We start from the raw sequence: 4,873 nt of genomic DNA on the forward strand, positions 1-4,873 counted from the left end.
GTATAATCGTCGGCAGCGTCAGATGTGTATAAGAGACAGCCCCGACCCTCTCCCCAGAGGGGAGAGGGGGATCGCTCCGGAGACGAAAGGAGGAGAGAGGGAACCCCGTCAGTTCTTGACGATCGTCAGCCCGATCTTGTCGCCGGTCTTCACATACTCAAAGACCGCGACATCCTCCGGCGCGATGGCATGGTGCTTGGTGGCGGAGAAGGAATAGGTCGCGTTCACGCCGCGCAGGCCCTGGATGCCCTCGATGGCCGTCGCGATGGCCTTGGGATCGGTGGAGTTGGCGCGCTTGATGCCCTCGAACAGCACGTCGGCGGCGTCGTAGGCGTTGCTGACCGACAGCGACATGAAGATCTGCGGGCGCTGCGGGTCGTTGCCCCACCAGCGGTCGGTGCCGTACTTGGCCTTGTAGGCGTCGGCGAAGCCCTGCGCCGCCGGGTTCAGAGTCTCCTCGCCGAAGACGTAGACCATCGAGCCGCGCGTGCCGGTCACGAGATCGCCGGCAGCCTCCTGGTAGGGGATCGACAGGGCGCCGTTGGAGGCGACCAGCGGCACGTTAAAGTTCAGCCGCGCCATGGTGCGGCGGATCACCGCCAGATCGGCGCCCAGCCCGACGCAGACCACCACGTCGGCGCCGGCCCGCTGGAGACGGGCGATCTGTGCCGTCACGTCCTGGGCACGCTGGTTGTAGGTTTCCGTCGCCACGACGGCACCGCCCGCCGCCTTCAGCTCCTTGGCGATCATGTCGGCGCCGGACACGCCGTAGGCCGTGCTCTCGTGCACCAGCCCCGGCTTCTTGAACTGGCTGGCGACGTAGCGGCCGAGCACCGTCGATTCGACGTCGTTCTGCAGAGCGAAGGAAAAGACGTTCGGGCGAGGCTTGCCGCCGTCCGGGTAGGTGACGGTCGGGGTCTGCGCCACCGGGTTCATGTAGGGGCGCCCGTCGGCGGCGGCCATCTCGATCACCGCCAGCGTCGGGCCGCTGCCCGCCGGGCCGATGATGGCGACCAGCTCCTTGTTGTCGAGCAGCCGGCGCATGTTCTGCACCGCGCGGTCGGGCACGAGTTGGTCGTCGAGCAGCATCGCCAACTCGACCTTCTTGCCGTTGATGCCGCCCTTGGCGTTCCACTTCTCGATGGCGAGTTCGACGCCGCGCCGTCCACCCTCGCCATACTCGTTGTAAGGGCCGGTGAGAGCCGAGGTCATGCCGATCTTGATGGTGTCCTGCGCGGCGGCGGGTCCGGCGGACAGGGCGAGCGCCGAGGTCAGCGTGACGGCGGCCCCGAGCAAGCGGATGACGGAACGACGGTGCATGGCGCTTTTTCCTCCCTTATGCGGCGGAGCGTGGTGGCTCGCCTTTTTGAATGAACCATGAGTCATTTTTCATTGAGAATGTAACGCGCGCCAACTGTCCGCGCAACGGTGTATTTGAGGCTGTCCCCTCTCCCGCCTCGGGAGAGGGTGGCCGCGAAAGCGGACGGGTGAGGGTCGCACGAGGATCAAAGACCTTAATGTTGGCCGTACCCTCACCCTCCCGCGCTTTGCGCGAGCCCCTTCCCTCTCCCGAGACGGGAGAGGGTCACCACGCCGTCGCTCCACCCAGAAGGAGGCCGGGATGGGGGGCAAACAGACCGCTTGACTGAAACATGAATCATCATTCATTGTTTGGTCGACCAACGGAGCATCGACTCCGCACCGCGCCTTCCCACACACACCGGCGGGGCGCGGAAGAAACGCGAAGGGAGGCATCCATGCCGTCATCCGCCGCTCAGGCAGATCCGATTCCGGCCAACTCAATCCCAACCGACCGGCGGCTGGCGCTCCACCGCACCATGCAGACGATCCGGGCGACCGAAACCACCCTGTCCCGGCTGTTCGCCGACGGCGAGATCCCCGGCTTCATCCATCTCAGCGTCGGGCAGGAGGCGGTGGCCGCCGGGGTCGTCGGCGCGCTGGGGCCAAGGGACAGCTTCGCCACCACCCACCGCGGCCACGGCCATGTGCTGGCCCGCGGCGTGAAGCTGGACCTCTTCTTCAAGGAGATCATGGGGCGGGCCGGCGGCATCTGCGGCGGGCGCGGCGGCTCGATGCACGTCGCCGACCTGTCGCTCGGCGTGCTGGGGGCCAACGGCATCGTCGGGGCCGGGCTGCCGCTCGCCACGGGAAGCGCGCTCGCCCACCAGACGCGGCGCACCGGCGGGGTGGCGGTCGCCTTCTTCGGCGACGGCGCCATGGCCGAGGGCGCCCTGCACGAGTGCCTGAACATGGCGGCGTTGTGGAAGCTGCCGATGGTCTTCGTCTGCGAGAACAACGGCTGGTCGGAATTCTCGCCGACCTCCACCCAGTTCGCCGCGACCCTGGACAAGCTGGGTGCGGCCTTCGGCGTGCCGCACCGCCGGGTGGACGGCAACGACGTCGCCGCGGTGGCCGAGGCCGCCGCGGAGGTGGTGGAGGCCACCCGCAACGGCGGGGGTCCACGCATCCTGGAATGCCTGACCACGCGCTGGCACGGCCATTTCGAGGGCGATCCGCAGCGCTACCGCAACGCCGACGAAATCGCCGACCTGCCGCAGAACGACCCGCTCCGCCGCTCCGCCGAGGCGCTGCTCGCCGCCGGGGTCGAGGAATCGGCGCTCGCCGCCCTGGTCGACTCGGTGGATGCCGAGATCCGGGAGGCGCTGGAGGCCGCCCGCGCCGACGCCCTGCCCGACGTGGACGCCGCCTTCCGCGACGTCTACACGCCGACCACCCTCACCGCCGGGGCCTGACCTCCGATGCCGAAGCCTTTGCGCTATGTGAACGCCGTCGCCCAGGCCCTCAACGACGCGATGGCCGCCGACCCCGCCGTGATGCTGATGGGCGAGGACGTGGCCGCCGCCGGGGGGCCGTTCAAGGCGACCCGCGGCCTGCTCGACGCCCACGGGCCGGAGCGGGTGCGCGACACGCCGATCTCCGAAGCCTCCCTGGTCGGTGCCGCCGTGGGCGCCGCGCTGACCGGTATGAAGCCGGTGGTCGAGATCATGTTCATGGATTTCGTGACGCTGGCGATGGACGCCGTGGTCAACCAGGCCGCCAAGGCCCGCTTCATGTTCGGCGGGCAGTGCAGCGTGCCGATGGTGCTGCGCACGCCGCACGGCGGCGGGCTGAACGCCGGGCCGCAGCATTCGCAGTGCCTGGAGGCGTGGTTCGCCCACATCCCCGGCCTGCGCGTCGTCTGCCCGGCCACCGTCGCCGACGCCTACAGCCTGCTGCGCGCCGCCATCGAGGCGCCGGACCCCGTCGTCGTCGTCGAGAACAAGGCGCTCTACGCGCTCCAGGGCGACATCGACGTGAACGCCCCGCGCGAGGTCGGCAAGGCGCGAATCGACCGGGCGGGCCGCGACGCCACCATCGTCACCTACGGCGCCACCCTCTACGCCGCCCGCGCCGCCACCGACCGGCTGGCCGCCGAGGGCATCGAGGCGGAAATCGTCGACCTGCGCTGGATTCAGCCCTGGGACGAGGAGGCGGTCTTCACCTCCGTCGCCAAGACCCACCGGGTGGTCATCGCGCACGAGGCGGTGCAGGCCTTCGGCGTCGGGGCGGAGATCGCCGCGCGCATCGCCGCGGACGCCTTCGACGACCTCGACGCCCCGGTGCTGCGGGTCGGCGCGCCCTTCATGCCCATAGCATTCGCCAAGACCCTCGAAGCGGCCTATCTGCCCGACGCCGACCGGATCGTCGCGGCGGTCAAGAGCACGCTCGCCTGAACGCCCCACGGGAGGACACACCATGACGGAAGAAAGCCCCATCCTCACCAGCCGCGACGGCGCCGTGGGCCTGATCACCATCAACCGCCCGGCGACTCTCAACGCGCTCGACGTGCCGACCCTGCTGGAGCTGGAACGGGCTCTGGGCGAGCTGGAGGCCGACGACGGCGTCCATGTGATCGTCGTCACCGGGGCCGGCGAGCGCGCCTTCGTGGCCGGCGGCGACATCGCCGACCTCGACAGCCGCCAGGGCCTCGCCCACTATCTCGACTTTGCGGAGGTCGTGCACCGGGTGTTCCGCCGGTTCGAGACCTGCGACAAGCCGACCATCGCCGCCGTCAACGGCTGGGCGCTCGGCGGCGGGACCGAGCTGGTGCTGTCGCTCGACATCCGCATCGCCGCCGACAGCGCGAAGTTCGGCCTGCCGGAAATCAATCTCGGCCTGTTCCCTGGCGCTGGCGGCACCCAGCGCATCCTGCGCCAGATCCCGCCCTGCCGGGCGCGCGAGCTGGTCTTCACCGGCGACCAGTTCACCGCTGCGGAAGCGGTCGCCTGGGGGCTGGTCAACCGCGCCGTTCCCAAGGCCGAGCTGATGGCTGAGGCGATGGCCACCGCCCAGAAGATCGCCGCCAAGTCGCCGCTGATCCTGAAGCTGACCAAGCGCACGCTACGCCACGGCGCGGAAATGCCGCTCGGCGCCTCGCTGGCCTACGAGCAGGCGATGATCGGGCTGGTGCTGGACAGCCAAGACGCGCACGAGGGCTGCCGCGCCTTCCTGGAGAAGCGCAAGGCCGCCTTCACGGGGCAATGACCATGGTCCGCGAACTGGTGATGCCCAAGCTGGGGCTGACGATGACCGAGGGGGTGCTCGCCGAATGGCGGGTGTCTCCCGGCCAGCCCTTCCGCAGCGGCGACGTGCTGCTCGTCGTCGAAACCGACAAGATCGCCTCGGAGGTCGAGGCCGACAGCGACGGCGTGCTGATCGAGACGACCATCCCGGCCGGCGAGACGGTGGCCGTCGGCACCCCGATCGCCCGCTGGTCCGCAAATGGCGCGGGCGCCGCCCCCGCTCCGGAACCTGTCTCTTATACACATCTCCGAGCCCACGAGACTATAAC

The 4,873-nt window shown here is 69.5% G+C and carries 5 protein-coding genes; 4 read left to right on the forward strand and 1 reads right to left on the reverse strand.

Going from position 1 to position 4,873, the window contains the following annotated elements; genetic code table 11:
* Positions 1-108 precede the first annotated feature (108 nt).
* A complete protein-coding gene (locus tag Q4I23_RS30490) occupies positions 109-1,320 on the reverse strand; it encodes an ABC transporter substrate-binding protein (protein ID WP_498528702.1) in 1,212 nt (403 codons plus the stop codon).
* Positions 1,321-1,757: 437 nt separating this feature from the next.
* On the opposite strand from Q4I23_RS30490, the gene Q4I23_RS30495 reads away from it, so the two are divergent.
* From Q4I23_RS30495 to Q4I23_RS30510, 4 genes are all read left to right on the forward strand, one after another.
* Positions 1,758-2,774 carry a thiamine pyrophosphate-dependent dehydrogenase E1 component subunit alpha gene (locus Q4I23_RS30495; RefSeq protein ID WP_498528703.1) on the forward strand — a complete coding sequence of 339 codons (1,017 nt, stop codon included), beginning with the start codon at positions 1,758-1,760 and terminating at the stop codon, positions 2,772-2,774.
* Between the two features lie 6 nt (positions 2,775-2,780).
* Complete coding sequence (locus Q4I23_RS30500; protein ID WP_454019765.1) at positions 2,781-3,755, forward strand: alpha-ketoacid dehydrogenase subunit beta; 975 nt, start codon at positions 2,781-2,783, stop codon at positions 3,753-3,755.
* A 22-nt stretch (positions 3,756-3,777) separates the two neighbouring features.
* Positions 3,778-4,566, forward strand: a complete 789-nt coding sequence (locus tag Q4I23_RS30505; RefSeq protein ID WP_454019766.1) for an enoyl-CoA hydratase/isomerase family protein — start codon at positions 3,778-3,780, stop codon at positions 4,564-4,566.
* A 2-nt stretch (positions 4,567-4,568) separates the two neighbouring features.
* Positions 4,569-4,873 (forward strand): biotin/lipoyl-containing protein (locus tag Q4I23_RS30510; RefSeq protein ID WP_498528704.1); only part of this gene is annotated, 305 nt, incomplete at its 3' end.

The organism is Azospirillum sp. UFLA03-27 (genome assembly GCF_059803775.1).